The sequence below is a fragment of the Streptomyces sp. R28 genome (genome assembly GCF_041052385.1).
Lineage (GTDB): Bacteria > Actinomycetota > Actinomycetes > Streptomycetales > Streptomycetaceae > Streptomyces.
Map to the genome: position 1 here is coordinate 6,571,679 of NZ_CP163439.1, position 17,443 is coordinate 6,589,121.

Annotated in this window: 18 protein-coding genes and 1 riboswitch; of the genes, 7 read left to right on the top strand and 11 right to left on the bottom strand. The window is 71.4% G+C overall.

Features of this window, described 5'->3' with window-relative positions; genetic code table 11:
* The first annotated feature begins 23 nt into the window (after window positions 1-23).
* On the top strand, window positions 24-968 hold the full coding sequence (locus AB5J49_RS29555) for an ABC transporter substrate-binding protein (RefSeq protein WP_369171880.1): 945 nt from the start codon (window positions 24-26) through the stop codon (window positions 966-968).
* Window positions 969-992: 24 nt separating this feature from the next.
* On the opposite strand, the gene AB5J49_RS29560 is transcribed toward AB5J49_RS29555, so the two are convergent.
* From AB5J49_RS29560 to AB5J49_RS29570, 3 genes are read right to left on the bottom strand one after another with little or no spacing between them, the layout of a single operon-like run.
* Entirely contained in the window at window positions 993-1,784 is a 792-nt protein-coding gene (locus AB5J49_RS29560; RefSeq protein WP_369171881.1) for an isocitrate lyase/phosphoenolpyruvate mutase family protein, read from the bottom strand.
* Complete coding sequence (locus tag AB5J49_RS29565; protein ID WP_369171883.1) at window positions 1,781-1,999, bottom strand: hypothetical protein; 219 nt, start codon at window positions 1,997-1,999, stop codon at window positions 1,781-1,783. Before AB5J49_RS29565 ends, AB5J49_RS29560 begins: the two co-directional genes overlap by 4 nt.
* Window positions 1,996-2,502 carry a carboxymuconolactone decarboxylase family protein gene (locus AB5J49_RS29570; protein ID WP_369171884.1) on the bottom strand — a complete coding sequence of 169 codons (507 nt, stop codon included), beginning with the start codon at window positions 2,500-2,502 and terminating at the stop codon, window positions 1,996-1,998. Before AB5J49_RS29570 ends, AB5J49_RS29565 begins: the two co-directional genes overlap by 4 nt.
* A gap of 47 nt (window positions 2,503-2,549) precedes the next feature.
* Between AB5J49_RS29570 and AB5J49_RS29575 the strand changes: the two genes are divergently transcribed.
* On the top strand, window positions 2,550-3,956 hold the full coding sequence (locus tag AB5J49_RS29575) for a PLP-dependent aminotransferase family protein (RefSeq protein WP_369171885.1): 1,407 nt from the start codon (window positions 2,550-2,552) through the stop codon (window positions 3,954-3,956).
* Here AB5J49_RS29575 and AB5J49_RS29580 read toward each other — a convergent pair.
* On the bottom strand, window positions 3,948-4,799 hold the full coding sequence (locus AB5J49_RS29580) for a hypothetical protein (RefSeq protein ID WP_369175301.1): 852 nt from the start codon (window positions 4,797-4,799) through the stop codon (window positions 3,948-3,950). The two genes, AB5J49_RS29575 and AB5J49_RS29580, sit on opposite strands and share 9 nt — an antisense overlap.
* A gap of 182 nt (window positions 4,800-4,981) precedes the next feature.
* Between AB5J49_RS29580 and AB5J49_RS29585 the strand changes: the two genes are divergently transcribed.
* Together AB5J49_RS29585 and AB5J49_RS29590 are read left to right on the top strand one after the other, a co-directional pair.
* Complete coding sequence (locus tag AB5J49_RS29585; RefSeq protein WP_369171887.1) at window positions 4,982-5,341, top strand: hypothetical protein; 360 nt, start codon at window positions 4,982-4,984, stop codon at window positions 5,339-5,341.
* 14 nt (window positions 5,342-5,355) lie between these two features.
* Window positions 5,356-6,540 (top strand): glutathionylspermidine synthase family protein, encoded by a 1,185-nt coding sequence (locus tag AB5J49_RS29590; protein ID WP_369171888.1) that lies wholly within the window; start codon window positions 5,356-5,358, stop codon window positions 6,538-6,540.
* A 279-nt stretch (window positions 6,541-6,819) separates the two neighbouring features.
* On the opposite strand, the gene rocD is transcribed toward AB5J49_RS29590, so the two are convergent.
* Entirely contained in the window at window positions 6,820-8,067 is a 1,248-nt protein-coding gene (gene rocD / locus AB5J49_RS29595; protein ID WP_369171889.1) for an ornithine--oxo-acid transaminase, read from the bottom strand.
* A 162-nt stretch (window positions 8,068-8,229) separates the two neighbouring features.
* A riboswitch (ZMP/ZTP riboswitch) is annotated at window positions 8,230-8,326 on the top strand.
* A 31-nt stretch (window positions 8,327-8,357) separates the two neighbouring features.
* Between rocD and AB5J49_RS29600 the strand changes: the two genes are divergently transcribed.
* A complete protein-coding gene (locus tag AB5J49_RS29600; protein ID WP_369171890.1) occupies window positions 8,358-9,806 on the top strand; it encodes a glycine hydroxymethyltransferase in 1,449 nt (482 codons plus the stop codon).
* Between the two features lie 23 nt (window positions 9,807-9,829).
* Here the strand turns inward: AB5J49_RS29600 and AB5J49_RS29605 are convergent, their stop codons facing one another.
* The 4 genes from AB5J49_RS29605 to AB5J49_RS29620 all read right to left on the bottom strand — a co-directional run bounded on the left by AB5J49_RS29605 (window position 9,830) and on the right by AB5J49_RS29620 (window position 13,122).
* On the bottom strand, window positions 9,830-10,414 hold the full coding sequence (locus tag AB5J49_RS29605) for a hypothetical protein (RefSeq protein WP_369175302.1): 585 nt from the start codon (window positions 10,412-10,414) through the stop codon (window positions 9,830-9,832).
* Between the two features lie 131 nt (window positions 10,415-10,545).
* Complete coding sequence (locus AB5J49_RS29610; RefSeq protein ID WP_369171891.1) at window positions 10,546-11,265, bottom strand: hypothetical protein; 720 nt, start codon at window positions 11,263-11,265, stop codon at window positions 10,546-10,548.
* A 296-nt stretch (window positions 11,266-11,561) separates the two neighbouring features.
* Window positions 11,562-12,395, bottom strand: coding sequence for a hypothetical protein (locus tag AB5J49_RS29615; RefSeq protein ID WP_369175303.1), 834 nt, complete (start codon window positions 12,393-12,395; stop codon window positions 11,562-11,564).
* Window positions 12,396-12,561: 166 nt separating this feature from the next.
* A complete protein-coding gene (locus AB5J49_RS29620) occupies window positions 12,562-13,122 on the bottom strand; it encodes an RNA polymerase sigma factor (protein WP_369171893.1) in 561 nt (186 codons plus the stop codon).
* 142 nt (window positions 13,123-13,264) lie between these two features.
* Here AB5J49_RS29620 and trpS point away from each other — a divergent pair, with 142 nt between their 5' ends.
* Both trpS and AB5J49_RS29630 read left to right on the top strand, forming a co-directional pair.
* Window positions 13,265-14,278 (top strand): tryptophan--tRNA ligase, encoded by a 1,014-nt coding sequence (trpS, locus tag AB5J49_RS29625; RefSeq protein WP_369171894.1) that lies wholly within the window; start codon window positions 13,265-13,267, stop codon window positions 14,276-14,278.
* Between the two features lie 162 nt (window positions 14,279-14,440).
* Window positions 14,441-15,019 carry a 2'-5' RNA ligase family protein gene (locus tag AB5J49_RS29630; RefSeq protein ID WP_274242617.1) on the top strand — a complete coding sequence of 193 codons (579 nt, stop codon included), beginning with the start codon at window positions 14,441-14,443 and terminating at the stop codon, window positions 15,017-15,019.
* 124 nt (window positions 15,020-15,143) lie between these two features.
* Here the strand turns inward: AB5J49_RS29630 and AB5J49_RS29635 are convergent, their stop codons facing one another.
* Window positions 15,144-15,899 (bottom strand): decaprenylphospho-beta-D-erythro-pentofuranosid-2-ulose 2-reductase, encoded by a 756-nt coding sequence (locus AB5J49_RS29635; protein ID WP_369171896.1) that lies wholly within the window; start codon window positions 15,897-15,899, stop codon window positions 15,144-15,146.
* A gap of 41 nt (window positions 15,900-15,940) precedes the next feature.
* Window positions 15,941-17,296: an FAD-binding protein gene (locus tag AB5J49_RS29640; protein ID WP_369171897.1), complete on the bottom strand. Its 1,356-nt coding sequence runs from the start codon at window positions 17,294-17,296 to the stop codon at window positions 15,941-15,943.
* Window positions 17,297-17,443: the final 147 nt, after the last annotated feature.

The window sequence follows — 17,443 nt, forward strand, 5'->3', positions numbered from 1 at the left end:
CGACTGCCCGGAGGGCCACCCGTATGACTGCCGTGGTGGCCGGCGTGTCCTCGCTGGCCCTGCTGACCGGCTGCGGCGCCGCCGACATGACCAAGCAGGCCTCGCCGTTCGCCAACGCGCAGGGCGCCAAGACCGTCACCCTGTCCGTCCAGTCCTGGGTCGGTGCACAGGCCAACGTGGCCGTCGCCCAGTACCTGCTGGAGCACAAGCTCGGCTACCGGGTCGACACCGTCCAGATCGACGAGGTCCCCGCCTGGGACGCGCTCAGCCAGGGCCGGGTCGACGCGCTGATGGAGGACTGGGGCCACCCGGAGGAGGAGCAGCGGTACGTCAAGGACAAGAAGACGATCGTGCCCGGCGGTGACCTCGGGGTCACCGGGCACATCGGCTGGTTCGTACCGACGTACTTCGCCGAGCAGCACCCGGACGTCACCGACTGGAAGAACCTCGACAAGTACGCGGACCAGATGCGTACCGCCGAGAGCGGTGGCAAGGGTCAGCTGATGGACGGCTCGCCCTCCTACGTCACCAATGACAAGGCGCTGGTGGAGAACCTGGACCTGGACTACCAGGTGGTGTTCGCCGGTTCGGAGGCCGCGCAGATCACGCAGATCAAGCAGTTCGCCAAGGAGAAGAAGCCCTTCCTGACGTACTGGTACTCCCCGCAGTGGCTGTTCAAGAAGGTCCCGATGACCGAGGTGAAGCTGCCGGAGTACAAGGAGGGCTGCGACGCGGACCCGGAGAAGGTCGCCTGCGCCTATCCGCACACCCCGCTGCAGAAGTACCTCAACGCGGACTTCGCCAAGACCGGCGGCGAGGCGGCGGCCCTGCTGAAGAAGTTCAAGTGGACGACCGAGGACCAGAACGAGGTCTCCCTGATGATCGCCGAGCAGAAGCTGTCGCCGGAGGAGGCGGCCAAGAAGTGGGCGGACAGCCACGAGTCCACGTGGAAGGCGTGGCTGTCCTGACGGAGGGTGTGGCTGTCCCGACGGTCACTTCGTGAGGTCGGCCGCGATGCCGCGCAGCGCCTCGGCGGAGCTGCGCTGAAGCCCTGGCCCGAATGTGATCCGGGTGGCCCCGAGTTCGCCGAGTTCGGCGGGCGCGGGGCCACCGGTCACGGTGCCGTGCACATTGAGCGGGCCCTGGATCCCGGACCGCAGCAGCGGCAGTACGTCGGTGGGGGCGCCGATCGGATACACGCAGTCGGCGCCCGCGGCGACGTACAACGCCGCCCGCTCGATGGCCTGTTCGGCGGCTTGTTCGGTGGCCTGCTTGGGGCCGGCGCCACCGTGTGCTCGGATGAAGGTGTCGATCCGGGCGTTGACGAAGAGCCGGTCGGCGGCGGCGTGCCGCACCTCGGCGAGCCAGTCGGCGTGCGCGCGCGGGTCCTTGAGCGCCCCGTCCTCGGAGTCCTCCAGGTTGCACCCCACGGCACCCGTCTCCAGCACCCGCTCCACCAGCTCCTTCGGCGCGATCCCGTACCCGCCCTCGATGTCCGCCGACACCGGCACGTCGACCGCCCGGACGATCCGCGCGACCGCCGCGAACATCTCGTCGGCCGGGGTCTGCCCGTCCTCGTACCCGAGGCAGGCGGCGACACCCGCACTCGGCGTGGCGAGCGCCGCGAACCCGGCGTCGACGAAGACACGGGCGCTCGCGGCGTCCCAGGGGCCGGGCAGGACGAGCGGGTCGCCGGGTGCCCTGCGCCGGTGCAGCGCGCGGAAGGCATCGACCTTGGCCGCGGTGTCGGTCACGGTCTTGGTCTCGGCCTCGAACTCGGTCACGGTGTGTATCCCCCAGGTGCGATGCGGCGGGTGACCATCACCCGGTTCCAGTTGTTGATGGCGACGATCAGCCCGGTCAGATGGGCGAGTTCGCTGTCGTCGAAGTGCTGCGCGGCGTCGGCGAGCGCCGGATCGCCGAACCCCTTCTTCGCGGCGGCGCTGACCGCCGACATGGCCTGCCCGACCTCGCGGTCGAGGAGGTTCGTACGGGTCATGGGTGCTGCCCCGGCTGGTAGTGCCCCGGGGCCATGCGGCAGGTCACCCCGAACCGGTTCCACGCGTTGATCACCGTGATCGCGGCGATGAGCTGGGCCAGCTCGGCCTCCTCGAAGTGCGCGGCAGCGCGGTCGTACACGTCGTCGGGCACGAACCCGGCCGTCAGTACGGTCACGGCCTCCGTCAGTTCGATCGCCGCGAGCTCCTTCGGGGTGTAGAAGTGCGCGGACTCCTCCCAGGCGCCGAGCTGCACGATCCGCTCGACGCTCTCGCCCGCCGCGAGCGCGTCCTTGGTGTGCATGTCCAGGCAGAACGCGCAGTGGTTGATCTGCGACGCACGGATCTTGACCAGTTCGTACAGCTTCGGTTCGAGCCCCTTCCGGGAGGCCGCGTCGAGCCGGATCATCGCCTTGTACACGTCGGGGGCGAGCTGGGCCCAGGGCAGCCGGGCCGGCCGTTCGGGGGCGTACGCCACGTCGGTCGTCGTGTCGCTCATCGTCATGATCTCGACCCTAGGAGCGAAGCAGCCCAGGAGTATGGTCCACTTCCATGGCGAAACCTTGGGCCACTTTGGGCATCGACCTCCACCTGGAACCGTCGGGCCCGGGTCTGCGCCGGGGCCTGACCGACGCCCTGCGCGACGCGGTCCGCACCGGACGCCTCGCTCCGGGCGCCCGGCTGCCCTCCTCCCGCTCCCTTGCCGCCGACCTCGGCATCGCCCGCAACACGGTCGCCGAGTCCTACGCCGAACTGGTCGCCGAGGGCTGGCTCACCACCCGCCAGGGCTCGGCCACCCGGGTGGCCGAGCGCACGGTGACCCCGCCGACGGGCGCCCCCGCCCCACCTCGCGCAGTCACCCCGCCGCGCCCGGAACGCCCCCGCCCCGCCTACGACCTGGTCCCCGGCTCCCCCGACCTCGCCGCCTTCCCCCGCACGGAGTGGCTCAAGGCGGCCCGCCGAGCCTTCCTCGCCGCCCCGCACCAGGCCCTCGGCTACGGCGACCCGCGCGGCCGCGCCGAACTGCGCACCGCCCTCGCCGACTACCTCTCCCGCGCGCGGGGCGTGCGCGCCGACCCCGAACGCGTCGTGGTGTGCGCGGGTTTGGTGCACGGACTGCAGCTGCTCGGCAGGGTGTTGCGGGCGCGCGGGGTGGCGAGGGTCGCGGTGGAGTCGTACGGCCTGGCATCGCACCGGAAGCAGCTGACGGCGGCCGGTCTGGACACGGTCCCGCTGCCCTTCGACGAACTCGGCACGGATCCGGCGGAGTTGACGCACGAGGGCGCGGTCCTGCTCACCCCCGCCCATCAGTTCCCCATGGGGGTACCCCTGCACCGCGACCGCCGGGCGACGGTGGTGGACTGGGCGCGCCGCACCGGCGGCCTGGTCCTGGAGGACGACTACGACGGCGAGTTCCGCTACGACCGCCAGCCGGTCGGCGCGCTGCAGGGCCTGGACCCCGACCACGTCGTCTATCTGGGCACGGCCAGCAAGTCCCTCGCCCCCGGGCTGCGTCTGGCCTGGATGGTGCTGCCGCCGACGCTGGTGGCGGAGGTGACGGCGGCGAAGGGCGGCGTGGACACCTGCGGGGTCCTGGACCAGCTGACCCTGGCGGAGTTCCTCACGTCCGGCGCCTACGACCGCCATGTACGCGCCGCCCGCCTGCGCTACCGCCGCCGTAGGGACGCCCTGGTGCGGGCCCTGGCCACGCACGCCCCGCACCTCCAGGTCACCGGCATCGCCGCCGGCCTCCACGCCGTCCTGCGCCTCCCACCCGGCACGGAACAGTCGGTGGTCCAGGCGGCGACCTGGCAGGGCCTGGCCCTCCACGGCCTGACCTTCTACCGCTACGAGGCCGCCACGACGCAGCCACTGGACGCCCTGGTGGTGGGCTACGGCACACCGCCGGACCACGCGTGGGCGGGGGCGTTGGAGGCGTTGTGCAGGGCCCTACCGTGACTCGACCGGTCGTGCCGTGGGCGTCTCCGCCGGAGCCTCCCCGAACCGCGCCAACGCCAACGCCCCCGCCACAGCCACCACGAACCCCAGCACAGCCAGCCAGGCCAACCCCTCCCGCGTACGATCCCCCAGCCACACCACCCCCACCACCGCCGGCCCGATCGTCTCCCCGATCACCATCGCCGCCGTCGCCACCGTCACCGACCCCCGCTGCAACGCCGACGTCAGCGCCAGAAAGGCCGCCCCACCCCCCAACAGCAGCGCATACGTCGCCGGATTCACCACCAGCTCCGCCACCGCGACCGAGTCGATCAGCCGCACCGCCACCTCCACCACCCCGAACCCGAACCCGGCCGCCAGCCCGAGCACCAACCCCCGCCCCCGCTCCGGCAGCAGCCCACCCGCCAGCCCCACCGCCAGCACCCCCACGGCCACCCCGAGCATCGCGAACCTCAGCGCGTCAGACCCGGCCCGATCCCCCTCCGTCCCGGACGCCAGCCCCAGCATCGCGAGCCCGGCACACACCACCCCCACCGCGGCCCACTCGCCCCGGCGCAACCGCACCCGCAGCAACCGCGCCGCGACGACCGCGGTCACCGCGAGACTGGACGCCAGCGCCGCCGAGACGGCGTAGAGGGGAAGCGACCGCAGGGCGACGACCTGCAGGACGAACCCCAGTCCGTCCAAGGCGAGCCCGGCCAGGTACCGCCACTGCCGAAGCGCCCGCAGCAGGACCCCCGCCTCGCCGCCCCGGCCCTCCTGCACACTCGCCGCCCGCGCGGCCACCGCCTGCAACACGGTGGCCGTACCGAAACAGACCGCCGCACCCAGCGCGCACAGCATCCCAAACAGCACAAAGTGACTGTAGGCGAGCAGAGGAACGGCAGCCCCCGCGATCGCCACACTCTTGACGATCTCTAGGCTGTCCGCCTGACGTACGACGAACAACCGGATCGAACAACCGGATCACCGGAATCACTCGGAATCACCCGGAATCACCGGAACCACCATCGGGGGAGACACACATGGCGGAAACGCGACGCCGGCTGCGCTCGAGCACGGTCGTCCTCGGCGGCATGGGAGTCATTGCCGCGGCCCTGACCTCGTGCGGCTCCGACCCCGACCGCCGCTGTGTCGACCGCGACAGCTACACCTACGAGGGCTACAAGGTCATCGCGGACAAGAACTGCAACTCCGGCAGCAGCTCCAGCTCCCGTTCCTCGTACGGCAAGAGCGGCAGGAAGAAGACCGGCAGCACCGACGCCGCCTGGTACTACGACGCCGACACCGACGACGGCCGCGCCGACTACGGCACCTTCAGCCGGAGCGAAGCCGTCGACCGAGGCGGCTTCGGCTGCTCGGGCTCGGGCAGCAGCGGCGGCTGAGCGGACCCGTACCGATGGAGCGCCGCACGACCGAGCCCCGCCCCGACTGGCAGCAGACCGTCGAGGAACAGGGGCTCGTCTACCCCCTCACCCGCCATCCCGACAACTCCCTGCGCCCGTACTGGGACGAGAGCGCCTACTACGTCTTCTCCCTGGAGGAGGTCGAGGCGCTGGAGGAGGTCGTCGAGGAACTCCACCGCATGTGCCTGACGGCGGCCGAGCACATCGTCGCCTCCCGCCGCTTCACCGACCTCGGCATCACCGACCCGCGCGTCGCGGAAGCAGTCGCCGAGGCCTGGCGCCGGCGCGCCGAACTCCCCTCCGTCTACGGCCGCTTCGACCTCCACTACGACGGCACCGGCCCGGCGAAGCTCCTGGAGTACAACGCCGACACCCCCACCTCCCTCGTCGAGGCCGCCTCACCCCAGTGGTTCTGGATGGAGGAACGCTTCCCCGGCGCCGACCAGTGGAACTCCCTCCACGAACGTCTCGTCGCCGCCTGGAAGAAGCAGTCCGCCCTGCTCCCGCCCGGCAGCCCCCTCTACTTCGCGTACTCCTCGGCCGACGAACTCGGCGAGGACCTGATGACGGTCGCCTACCTCAAGGAGACCGCGGAACAGGCGGGCCTGGACACCGGCTGGATCTCCATGGAGGAGATCGGCTGGGACCGCCTCTCCGGCCGCTTCGTCGACACCCAACTCCGCTTCATCCGCAGCTGCTTCAAGCTCTACCCATGGGAGTGGCTCACCACCGACCGCTTCGCCGACCACGTCCTGCACACCCTCGACAACGGCGGCGGCACGGGTTCGACGCTGTGGATCGAGCCCGCCTGGAAGATGCTCCTCAGCAACAAGGCCCTCCTGGCCATCCTCTGGGAGCTCTACCCGGACCACCCGAACCTCCTCCCCGCGTACCTCGACGGGCCACGGGAGCTGGCAGGGACCACGGGCTACGTCGCCAAGCCCCTGCTGGGCCGTGAGGGTGCGGGCGTGACGATCCATGAACCCGGCGCCGAGGCGGTCGTCCGCGATGAGCCGTGCTGCTACCAGCAGTTGGCCCCGCTCCCCGCCTTCGACGGCAACCACGTCGTCCTCGGCGCATGGGTCGTCGAGGACGAGTCGGCGGGCCTCGGTATCCGCGAATCGTCCGGCCTGATCACGGACGAGTACGCCCGCTTCCTGCCGCACGTGATCCTTTAACGGCCGTACACCGAGGGTGAGTCCGGCCCGGCAGCCCAGGGCCGGCGCGGCCGATGCTGCCGCCCGGCTCGGGCTCCCCCGAACCACCCACCGCAACCGCCCGTCGACCGGATCCTCGCCCAGCACCGTCAGCCGATGCGGCGCGAACAGCGCACTCACCAGCGCGTGCAGTTCCTCGACATCACTGCCCCGACAAACCAGACCCCGGCCCGAACCCACATGGCGCACCGGCGAACGGAGTAGGCCGGATGCGTGTGCCGCCCCGCGCCGCGAGCCGACTCACATTCCGAGTACGTCCCGCAACTGCGCTAGCCCCCAGTCCAGATCCTCCTTCCCGATCACCAGGGGCGGCGCGATGCGGATCGTCGCCATGGAGGCACCGCCCACGCCCTTGAGGCTGTGGGGGAGGGTGTCCTTCACCAGCACGCCCCGGTCCATCAGCTTCTCGGACACCTCCCGCCCCGACCCGTACGCCCGGGCGATGTCGACCCCGGCCCACAGACCGCGCCCCCGTACCGCCGTCACCCGCCCCGTCCCGGCCAACAGCCCCAGCTCCCGGTGCAGATGCTCGCCGAGCTCCGCCGCCCGCGCCTGGAACTCGCCCGTCCGCAGCATCGCGATCACCTCCAGCGCCACCGCACACGCCAGGGGATTCCCACCGAAGGTCGACCCGTGCTCCCCGGGCCGGAACACCCCGAGCACCGCGGCGCTGGACACCACCGCCGACACCGGCACGACCCCGCCCCCGAGCGCCTTGCCGAGCACATACACATCCGGCACCACCCCCTCGTGCTCGCACGCGAAGGTACGGCCCGTGCGCCCCAGCCCCGACTGGATCTCGTCCGCCACGAACAGCACGTTCCGCTCCCGCGTCAGCTCCCGCACCGCCGGCAGATAGCCGGCCGGGGGCACGAGCACCCCCGCCTCGCCCTGGATCGGCTCCAGCAACACCGCCACCGTGTTCTCCGTCAGGGCCTCCCGCATCGCCGTCAGATCCCCGTACGGCACGATCTCGAAGCCCGGCGTGTACGGCCCGTAGTCCGCCCGCGCCTCCGGGTCGGTGGAGAAGCTGATGATCGTCGTCGTACGGCCGTGGAAGTTGTTGCCGGCGACGACGATCTTCGCCATCTCCGCCGGTACACCCTTGACCCGGTACCCCCACTTCCGGGCGGTCTTCACCGCCGTCTCCACCGCCTCCGCCCCCGTGTTCATCGGCAGCACCATCTCCATCCCGCACAGCTCGGCGAGCTGCTCGCAGAACGCCGCGAACCGGTCGTGATGAAACGCCCGCGACGTCAGCGTCACCCGCTCCAGCTGCGCCTTCGCCGCCTCCACGATCCGTCGGTTGCCGTGCCCGAAGTTGAGCGCCGAATACCCGGCCAGCAGATCCAGATACCGCCGCCCCTCCACATCCGTCATCCAGGCCCCGTCCGCCGTCGCCACCACGACCGGCAACGGGTGATAGTTGTGCGCGCTGTGCGCGTCGACCGCGGCGATCAGGGATTCGGTGGTGCTCGACGTACTCACGGGGCTCTCCGTTTCCGCCACCACGAGGGCTCGCGCTCCGGCTGTCACGAGGCTCGCGGCCACTGTCCATTTCCGGCCGTACGAGTGCTTTGCGGCCCCTTCCTATCGTTGCTCGCATGGTGGACGCGGGACCATGCGGCGTCGGCGCGCCCGGTAGGCTGATCGACGGGCCGTGACTGGCGCGCTGGGATGGACCAACCATCGGGGAGCGGCCCCTGGACCGAGTCCAGACCGAGTGCCGTGCGCCTGGGCCGTACCGTGATCGCTGCACACGACGTCCGGAGGTCCCCATGCCAGCCGAGCCGCTCTCCACCGAGTCCACCGCCTTCCGTGCCGCCCTCGACGTGATCCGCGCCGTCGAGCCGCGCGTAGCCGATGCCATCGGCCAGGAGGTCGCCGACCAGCGCGAGATGCTCAAACTGATCGCCTCCGAGAACTACGCCTCCCCGGCCACCCTCCTGGCGATGGGCAACTGGTTCAGCGACAAGTACGCCGAGGGCACCGTCGGCCGCCGCTTCTACGCCGGCTGCCGCAACGTCGACACCGTCGAGTCCCTCGCCGCCGAGCACGCCCGCGAGCTTTTCGGCGCCCGCCACGCCTACGTTCAGCCCCACTCCGGCATCGACGCCAACCTCGTCGCCTTCTGGGCCGTCCTCGCCGCCCGCGTCGAGGCCCCCGCCCTGGAGAAGGCCGGTGTCCGCCAGGTCAACGACCTCTCCGAGGCCGACTGGGCCGAGCTGCGCCGCGCTTTCGGCAACCAGCGCATGCTCGGCATGTCCCTGGACGCCGGCGGCCACCTCACTCACGGCTTCCGCCCGAACATCTCCGGCAAGATGTTCGACCAGCGCTCCTACGGCACCGATTCCGCCACGGGCCTGATCGACTACGAGGCGTTGCGCGTCTCCGCCCGCGAGTTCAAGCCGCTGATCATCGTCGCCGGCTACTCCGCCTACCCCCGTCTCGTGAACTTCCGGATCATGCGTGAGATCGCCGACGAGGTCGGCGCCACGCTCATGGTCGACATGGCCCACTTCGCCGGTCTCGTCGCCGGCAAGGTCCTCACCGGCGACTTCGACCCGGTCCCGCACGCCCAGATCGTCACCACCACCACCCACAAGTCGCTGCGCGGCCCGCGCGGCGGCATGGTCCTGTGCGACGACTCCCTGAAGGACCAGGTCGACCGCGGCTGCCCGATGGTCCTCGGCGGCCCGCTCCCGCACGTCATGGCAGCCAAGGCCGTCGCCCTCGCCGAGGCCCGCCAGGAGTCCTTCCGCGACTACGCCCAGCGCATCGTCGACAACTCCCGGGGGCTGGCGGAAGGCCTGATGCGCCGGGGCGCGACCCTGGTGACCGGCGGTACGGACAACCACCTGAACCTGATCGACGTCGCCTCCTCCTACGGCCTCACCGGCCGCCAGGCGGAGGCCGCGCTCCTCGAGTCCGGCATCGTCACCAACCGCAACGCCATCCCCGCCGACCCCAACGGCGCTTGGTACACCTCCGGTATCCGCATCGGCACCCCCGCTCTGACCACCCGTGGCCTGGGCACCGCCGAGATGGACGAGGTCGCCGCCCTCATCGACCGCGTCCTCACCACCACCGAGGCCGGCACCACCAGCAAGGGCGCCCCGTCCAAGGCCCAGCACATCCTCGACCCGAAGATCGCCGACGAGATCTCCCACCGCGCCACCGACCTCGTGGCCGGCTTCCCGCTGTACCCGGAGATCGACCTCGGCTGACGGCCGCACGGTGGGCCAGGACCTCACAGGTCCAGGTCGATCAACTCCTGTCGTGGCTCCTCCCGCGGCGGTCCGGCTCCTGGCCGGCCCGCCGCGCGGCGTATCAGCAGCGTGCCGCCGACGCCGGACGCGAACCCGACGGCCAGCCCGGCCACCGCCCACCCGGCATTACCCCGCACCGGGCCGGGCCGAGCCTCGACCGCCCTGGCCACGGCGAGCTCGTCCTCCGTCTCGCCGAGCAGCCCTGCCAGGTCCAGCCGCTCGAAGACGGAGCGCGGCGCCCGATGCCAGCGGACGTCGTCGTCCTCCACCTCCGGTGCGAGATCCGAGCGCACCCAGGGAGTGCCGTCCGCGGTCACGAACAGCTGGTCCTGCCGCTGGACGGCCACGTCCCCTCCCGGAGGCCGGTCCGTCCGCGGCCAGCCACCGACCCCGGCCAGTCCCCAGATCACCGTCATGCGCATCGGCGGATGACGTCCCTCGACCCAGTCCTCCGACACCCGCTCCGTCCCGACGTAGGTCGGCTGGAGCAGCTGCCAGAGGCGGGCGAAGGCCGGATCGCCGGAGCGCCACGCTGCCGTCCGTCCCGTGCCTCCCGAGACGACCATCGCCACGTCGGGGACGTCCCGCTCCTGCGCCGGCACCGCCGCGGCGGTCGTCGCAGTGCCGGACAGGGCCAGTGCGGCCGACACCGGTACGAGCAGTACCGCGAGCCGTAGGTATCCACCCGGACCGGCCCTCATAGCTCCCGCAGCTCCTGCCTCGGCCCCGGCTCACCCCGCAGGCGGTCCAGTGGCAGTCGCGCGGCGAAGGGGCGCAGTACCAGCGCGAGTACCGCTCCGGCGGCCGCACCCGGCAGAGCCCACCACCATTCGGTGCCGTCACCCGACCCGGACCCCGACCCCGCCCCCTGGGCGGGGGACGCCTCGGTCGCCTTGTCCGCAGCGTCGGCCGTGAGACCGGAGGAGTCCTTCGCGGCATCGTCCCTCCCGCCCTCCTCCCACCCCGGCGGGAAGATCGCGTCCCTTCCCCCGCCGAAGACCTGGCCCGAGACCTTGCCCATCAGGCCCAGCTTCTTGAGCAGGGCGCGCAGCTGGGACGGGTGATCGGCGCGGTGCCAGGTGCCGTTCGTCGTGCTGTCCAGGTTCGCCGCCGTGTGTATCCAGACGTCCCGTCCCTTGTGGAGCGGGTAGACCCGGTCCAGGCGCCAGGGCGTCACGTCATGGACCATCCACGTGATGTTGATCTGGCGGGCCGCCGTCAGGCCTGCCTCGGGCGGCTTGTCACGCGTGCCCTTGCCCACTGCGCCGAGCAGCTGCTCCAGCTCTCCGTACTCCTCGTCGGCGTAGTACAGCGCCGCCGTCTCCGCGCTCTCCGGTGAGACCAGGAGCACGCTGGTCGGTCCTCCGGCCGACGCGGGCGCCGCACCCCACACCAGGAGGGCCAGGGTCGCCGCCAACGCCCCTGTCAGCGCAGCCAGTTCACAGCGCCGCCCACCCCTCCAACCGTCCCTGTGCCCGGGCGAGCGGCCTCCCGAGCAGCCGCTCCCCTTTCCCCGCGATCGGTCTCCCAAGCGGCCGACCCCATGTCCGCACATCCGAGCCCCCAAGCCAAGCGATCCCCGTGCGGCCCGTCCCCGAGCCGCGTGTCACTTCTGGTACACCGCCCGACCCGCCTGGGTTCCCATCCCGGTCCGACCATTTCCGGCTCGGCCGTCTCCGGCCCGGCCCCCCGAACCCGCAGCCTCCGGACCAACTACTTCGAGGACACCTCGGACGGCCTCTCCAGCGCCCGCGCGATCTCCACCGCCCGAGCCTTCGAAGCCACCCCTTCCAGCCGCAGCGTCACCATCTCGCCCTCGGCTCTGTGGGCCCACAGCAGCGTCGGTCCTGCCGTCCGCTCTTCGCGCGTGTAGCGATCCCCGTCGGTGTCCACCAGCCAGAAGGTCAGCAGGTGCGGTCGGGCGAACCACAGGGCCGGGGCGGGTGTGCCGCCTCCCGAGGTGGCGGTGCCCAGCGAGATCCATTCCGGCGGTTCGCGCACGGTCTTGGCGAAGCTGATGTCCAGGCCGGCCCGCCGCTCGTCCAGCCGTATCGTGCGCCCGTCCTGACGCCAGCACAGGCTCACCACGAACCGTCCCCGCGGCTCACCCGTCAGCGCGACCGTGCCCGGCATGCCCAGCTCCTCAGGCACCAGCGGCTCGAACCCGGCCCGGCGCTCGGCCTGTGCGAGCGACACCGGGCGGCCGCAGCCGGGCACCTCGGCGCCGGGGGAGGGCACCGCCGACGGGTCGTACCGCACCTCGACACCGGCGAAGTCGAACCAGTCGAGGACCGCTGCCCGCACCGGGGGCGTGAGCACGAGCACCGTCAGCAGGCCGCACAGCGCCGCCGTCAGCGAGCGCCACCGCAGCCGCGTCCACCGCCGTACCGCCCGTAACCGCTCGGTGGCACCGGGCGGCTCGGCCACTGGAACCGGCGCCTGCTCGGCCAGTATCTGCCCCAGCACCCGCTCGACCATCGTCTCGGCGCAGTCCGCCGCCCCAGGCGCGTCCAGGGAGCGCCCGAGTGCCCGCAGCTCCTCCGGCAGCCGTGTCGCGTCCGCGCGCCGACCGCGATCACCCGCCCCCGCCCCGCCGGGGCGCCGGTCTTTCCGGTCGGCGCCTTCGCCGGCCCCGGTGCCGTCACGACCGTATGCACGCCGTCCGTCACTCTCGTACACCCCGGGCCCCTCACCGTCGTACGGACTCCGTCCGTCACTCACGCTCCTCACCTCCTTCCAGAGGCTGAAAATCCGGCAGCAAGCGCCCCAGCTTCCGCAGCGCGCGGTTCAGCCGGGATTTCACGGTGCCCCGGGGCCAGCCCAGGGCCTGGGCCGTCTCGGACTCGTCCATCTCCAGGAGATAGCGGTAGGTGACGACCAGGCGGTGCTCCTCGCTCAGCTTGTCCAGGGCGGCCTGCAGCGCGGCACGGCGCTCTATCTCCAGCGCGGCCACCGCCGGGTCCGCCGATTCCGGTATCAGCGGCTCCGCCTCCACCAAGGCCGCCTCACGCCCGGCGAGCGTGCGCTGGCGGGCTGCCGTGCGCACTGTGTTCCTCGTCTCATTGGCGACGATCGCCAGCAACCATGGTTTGAACGCCGCGCCGTCCTTGAACCGGCCCAGCGAGCAGTACGCCTTGACGAAGGCCTGCTGCACCACGTCCTCCGCGTCCGCACCCGCCCCGAGCGCGGCGGCCGCCCTGAGCGCGATGCCGGTATGAGCCCGCACCAGCTGCGCGTACGCCTCCGGCTCCCCCGCGCGTACACGTGCGATCACCGCGGCCTCATCGACGATGCGGCCCCCCTCCCGCGTTTTCACACTCTTGGTACACCGCTCGGACCGGATCGGTTCCCAGCTGTGTCACATCTGTTTCCGAGCGGTTCCGGATCGGCCCCCGACACCTGAGAGAATGGTGAGCATGTCCTCTGATCGCCCCCGCGTGCTCTCCGGAATCCAGCCCACCGCAGGCTCGTTCCACCTCGGCAACTACCTCGGCGCCGTCCGCCAGTGGGTGGCACTGCAGGAGACCCACGACGCGTTCTACATGGTCGTCGACCTGCACGCGATCACGGTCCCGCAGGACCCGAAGGAGCTGCGCGCCAACACCCGCCTGGCCGTCGCACAGCTCCTCGCGGCCGGACTGGACCCCGAGCGCTGCACGCTCTTCGTCCAGAGCCACGTCCCCGAGCACGCCCAGCTCGCCTGGGTCATGAACTGCTTCACCGGCTTCGGCGAGGCGTCCCGCATGACCCAGTTCAAGGACAAGTCGGCCAAGCAGGGCGCAGAGCGGGCGTCGGTCGGCCTGTTCACGTACCCGATCCTGCAGGTCGCGGACATCCTGCTGTACCAGGCCAACGAGGTGCCGGTGGGCGAGGACCAGCGCCAGCACATCGAGCTCACGCGCGACCTCGCCGAGCGCTTCAACGGCCGCTTCGGCGAGACCTTCACCGTCCCGAAGCCGTACATCCTCAAGGAGACGGCGAAGATCTACGACCTTCAGGACCCGTCGATCAAGATGAGCAAGTCGGCGTCGACGCCGAAGGGCCTCATCAACCTTCTCGACGAGCCCAAGACCACCGCCAAGAAGGTCAAGAGCGCGGTCACCGACACCGAGACCGTCATCCGCCACGACGTCGAGAACAAGCCGGGCGTCAGCAACCTGCTCACGATCTACTCGACCCTCACGGGGACGGGAATCGCGGAACTGGAGCAGAGGTACGACGGCAAGGGCTACGGTGCGCTCAAGACGGACCTCGCCGAGGTCATGGTCGAGTTCGTGACGCCCTTCCGGGAGCGTACCCAGCAGTATCTGGACGACCCGGAGACGCTGGACTCGATCCTGGCCAAGGGCGCGGAGAAGGCGCGCGCCGTCGCCGCGGAGACGCTCTCCCAGGCGTACGACAGGGTGGGCTTCCTGCCCGCGAAGCACTGAGCCCGCGCCTCGGCACACGGCTGGAACCCGGCCGTACCACCGCACAGCGCTGCACATCACTACGGTTGCGCCTGCCCGCAGCACAGTCGTGGCCGTACAGTCGATAGCCGAGTGGCCGCATCAGCGGCCACTCACGCTCACCAACAGACGACAGGAGATGACGTGGGGACCGTAACGATCGGCGTGTCGATCGCGGTCCCGGAGCCTCACGGCAGCCTGCTCCAGGAGCGGCGCGCGGGCTTCGGCGACGCCGCGGCTCACGGCATCCCCACGCACGTCACGCTGCTGCCGCCGACAGAGGTCGACGCCTCGCTGCTGCCCGCGATCGAGGACCATCTCGTCGAGGTCGCGGCCGCCGGCCGTGCCTTCCCGATGCGGCTGTCCGGCACCGGCACCTTCCGGCCCCTCTCGCCGGTCGTCTTCGTCCAGGTCGTCGAGGGCGCCGAGGCCTGCACCTGGCTGCAGAAGCAGGTCCGTGACGCCTCCGGGCCGGTGGCACGCGAACTGCAGTTCCCGTACCACCCGCATGTCACGGTCGCGCACGGTATCGACGACGAGTCGATGGACCGCGCCTTCGAGGAACTGGCCGACTACCAGGCCGCCTGGCCCTGCACCGGCTTCGCCCTCTACGAACAGGGCGCCGACGGGGTATGGCGCAGGCTGAGGGACTTCACCTTCGGGGGGACGGTGGTTCCGCCGCAGGCGGGCCATGTGGAGCACGGGTCGATCCCGGCGAGTTAGTTCCGCCGGTCGGGCCGCGAGGGGGCCGGGTCTGCCGTCGGGCGTCTGTGGCGCCGTTGTGGTTGGTCGCGGCCGCTCAGCGGAGCCGCATATCGATACAGGCCCGCGCCCCTTCCGGGGCGCTTCAGATCGGTAGGCGGCGGAACAGCCCGCGCGGCGCATGCCGCAGTGCTGACATCACCAGTCGGAGCGCACCTGGGACCCACACCGTCTCCGAGCGCCGGCGCAGGCCCACTTCGATGGCCGTCGCGACCGCCTCCGGGGTGGTCGCGAGGGGGGCTTCCTCCAGGCCGGCGGTCATCTTCGAGCGTACGAATCCGGGGCGTACGACCATGACGTGCACGCCGGTGCCGTGCAGTGCGTCGCCCAGGCCCTGGGTGAAGGCGTCGAGGCCGGCCTTGCTGGAGCCGTAGATGAAGTTGGCGCGGCGGGCCCGCTCACCGGCGACGGAGGACAGGACGACGAGCGAGCCGTGGCCCTGGGACTGGAGGGCGCCGGCGCTGACCAGGCTCGCCGACACGGCGCCCGTGTAGTTGGTCTGGGCGACGCGTACCGCGTTCAGTGGCTCGCGCTCGTCGCGTGCCTGGTCGCCGAGGACTCCGAAGGCGAGGAGCACCATGTCGACGTCGCCCTCCGCGAAGACCTTGCCGAGCACCGCCTCGTGGGACTCGGGGTCGAGGGCGTCGAAGGCCACGGTGTGCACGTCGGCGCCCAGGGCGCGCAGATCCGCCGCGGACTGATCGAGGGCGGGTGACGGGCGGCCCGCCAGCCAGACCGTGCGGGTACGGCGCGCGATCAGGCGGCGTGCGGTGGCCAGCGCGATCTCGGACGTACCGCCGAGGACGAGCAGGGACTGGGGGATGCCGAAGGCGTCCTTCACGACAGCTCCTAGAGAGATCTGAGAGTCCGAGAGATCGGGTTCTAAAGGCCGAGGCGGCGGGCCAGGTCCGACACGAAGACCCCGCGCGGGTCGAGCTCCGCGCGCAGCGCGCGGAAGTCGTCGAGGCGGGGGTACATCGCGGCGAGCAGTTCGGGCCGCAGCCGGGAGTCCTTGGCGAGGTAGACACGCCCGCCTGCCGCGGCCACCTCCTCGTCCAACTCGTCGAGGAGGGCGGCGAGGCCGGGCAGGCCGGCCGGGATGTCCAGGGCCAGCGTCCAGCCGGGGACGGGGAAGGAGAGCCAGCCGGGGTCGGCGTCCCCGAAGCGCTTGAGCACGGCCAGAAAGGACGGGCAGCGGTGCTCGGAGATGCGCCGCACGATGCGGCGCAGGGCGTCCTCCTGGCCGTGTCCGACGACGAACTGGTACTGCACGAAGCCGCCCCGGCCGTAGATCCGGTTCCAGTGGGGGACGCCGTCCAGGGGGTGGAAGAAGGCGGGGAGCCTCTGCAGTTCGCCGGTACGCGCGCGTGGCGCCTTGCGGTACCAGAACTCGTTGAACCAGCCGACCGTGCGGCGGCTCAGCAGTCCTTCCGGCAGGAAGGCGGGCGCGGCGGGCAGACGGGAGGGGTGGAAGGCGAGCGGCTCTCTACGCGCGCGCGTGCCTTCGCGCAGTGCCTCCAGGGGCGCGTGGTCGCCGCGGGTGAGCACCGCGCGGCCCATTGCCGCGCCGCGCGCCAGCAGGTCGATCCACGCGACCGAGTAGCGGTAGTGGTCGTCGGTGGCGACCAGACGTGCCATCAGGTCGTCGAGGTCCCGCGCACGCTCCGTGTCGACCGACATCAGCGAGGTCTCCACCGGCTGGAGTTGGACCGTCGCGGTCAGGATCACGCCGGTCAGGCCCATGCCGCCGGTGGTGGCGTCGAACAGCGGCGTGCCGCGGCGGACGGTGTGGATCTCGCCGTCGGCGGTGACGAGTTCCAAGGACAGGACGTGGCGGGAGAAGGAGCCCGAGACGTGGTGGTTCTTGCCGTGGATGTCGGCGCCGATCGCGCCGCCGACCGTCACATAGCGGGTGCCGGGCGTCACCGGCACGAACCAGCCGAGCGGCAGCAGCACCTCCATCAGCCGGTGCAGGGAGACACCCGCGTCGCACAGCACGGTGCCGCCGTCGGCGTCGATCGCGTGGATGCGGTCCAGGCCCGTCATGTCGAGCACCGCACCTCCGGCGTTCTGCGCCGCGTCCCCGTACGCCCGCCCCAGGCCCCTCGGGATGCCCCCGCGGGCCCCACAGCCCCGAACGGCTGCCGCGGCCTCCTCGTACGTCCGTGGGCGGATCAGACGGGCGGTGGTGGGGGCGGTGCGGCCCCATCCCGTGACGGAGACGGTGTCGGCAGGCATGTCGGCGACCGTAGCGCCCCTATATGGCCGAGTAGTTCTGAAACATTCCACTCCTCCCCGAAATGGGTGATTAATGGGATGTCGCCCAATATGTTCGTCGTTCCGGCGATGTGGACGTGAACAGTGAGTCCCCATGGACCGCCTCGA

What these genes read in the sequence shown, in the direction of transcription:
- trpS (WP_369171894.1), top strand. Translation starts at nt 13,265, where the DNA reads ATGTCCTCTGATCGCCCCCGCGTGCTCTCCGGAATCCAGCCCACCGCA.
- AB5J49_RS29570 (WP_369171884.1), bottom strand. Translation starts at nt 2,502, where the DNA reads ATGACGATGAGCGACACGACGACCGACGTGGCGTACGCCCCCGAACGG.
- AB5J49_RS29575 (WP_369171885.1), top strand. Translation starts at nt 2,550, where the DNA reads ATGGCGAAACCTTGGGCCACTTTGGGCATCGACCTCCACCTGGAACCG.
- AB5J49_RS29600 (WP_369171890.1), top strand. Translation starts at nt 8,358, where the DNA reads ATGCCAGCCGAGCCGCTCTCCACCGAGTCCACCGCCTTCCGTGCCGCC.
- AB5J49_RS29605 (WP_369175302.1), bottom strand. Translation starts at nt 10,414, where the DNA reads ATGGTCGTCTCGGGAGGCACGGGACGGACGGCAGCGTGGCGCTCCGGC.
- AB5J49_RS29555 (WP_369171880.1), top strand. Translation starts at nt 24, where the DNA reads ATGACTGCCGTGGTGGCCGGCGTGTCCTCGCTGGCCCTGCTGACCGGC.
- AB5J49_RS29590 (WP_369171888.1), top strand. Translation starts at nt 5,356, where the DNA reads ATGGAGCGCCGCACGACCGAGCCCCGCCCCGACTGGCAGCAGACCGTC.
- AB5J49_RS29565 (WP_369171883.1), bottom strand. Translation starts at nt 1,999, where the DNA reads ATGACCCGTACGAACCTCCTCGACCGCGAGGTCGGGCAGGCCATGTCG.
- AB5J49_RS29585 (WP_369171887.1), top strand. Translation starts at nt 4,982, where the DNA reads ATGGCGGAAACGCGACGCCGGCTGCGCTCGAGCACGGTCGTCCTCGGC.
- AB5J49_RS29640 (WP_369171897.1), bottom strand. Translation starts at nt 17,296, where the DNA reads ATGCCTGCCGACACCGTCTCCGTCACGGGATGGGGCCGCACCGCCCCC.
- AB5J49_RS29580 (WP_369175301.1), bottom strand. Translation starts at nt 4,799, where the DNA reads ATGCTGTGCGCGCTGGGTGCGGCGGTCTGTTTCGGTACGGCCACCGTG.